At 63.0% G+C, this 772-nt stretch carries 2 protein-coding genes; both read left to right on the forward strand.

The features are described 5' to 3' along the window. The first annotated feature begins 1 nt into the window (after position 1). Positions 2-655: an HAD-IA family hydrolase gene (locus ACR0DO_RS19500; protein ID WP_480561102.1), complete on the forward strand. Its 654-nt coding sequence runs from the start codon at positions 2-4 to the stop codon at positions 653-655. 4 nt (positions 656-659) lie between these two features. After that, on the forward strand, positions 660-772 hold a 113-nt coding region (locus ACR0DO_RS19505; protein ID WP_480561104.1), incomplete at its 3' end, for an ATP12 family protein.

Here is a 772-nt window from a genome sequence, read left to right on the forward strand (position 1 = left end):
TCTGGTGCTGTTCGACGTGGATGGCACTCTGGTTGACAGTCAGGGCAGCATCGTTGCCGCGTTGACGTCCAGTTTCGACGCGCTGTCCTTGCCGGTGCCGGATCGCTCGGCGATCCTGTCCATTGTTGGCCTGTCGCTGCCCAAGGCGATGGCGCAGCTTGCGCCGCAGCATTCGGATGCGGATCAGGTGCGGCTGGTCGAGGGGTATAAACAGGCGTACCACGCACATCGGCTGGAACAGGGTATGGCGGGATCGCCGCTCTATCCCGGTGCCCGCGAGGTGATTGAGGCGTTGCACGCCATCCCCGAAGTTCTGCTGGGCGTGGCCACCGGGAAGTCTCAGCGCGGATTGGATGCGTTGATCGAAGGGCACGGGCTGCAGGGTTATTTTGTCACGCGGCAGGTGGCGGATCATCACCCCTCGAAACCGCACCCGTCGATGATCGACACCGCGCGGGCCGAGACGGGGGTTGAGGCCGCCGATACCGTAATGATCGGCGACACCCGGTTTGACATGGACATGGCCACCGCTGCGGGCGTGCGCAGCGTTGGCGTCACCTGGGGTTATCACGCGCGCCCCGCGCTAGAGGCCGCGACAACCATCATTGAAACCTTTGACCAGTTGCCCAATGCGCTGGAACAAATCTGGACCTAAGACGATGAGCGACTGGAAACCCAAACGATTCTGGACCCAAAGCGCAGTGGTCGAGGCTGAAGGCGGCTTTACCGTCGAGTTGGATGGCCGCCGGGTGAAAACGCCTGCCAAGGCGGG

The sequence above is a fragment of the Ruegeria sp. AM9 genome, assembly GCF_056540565.1.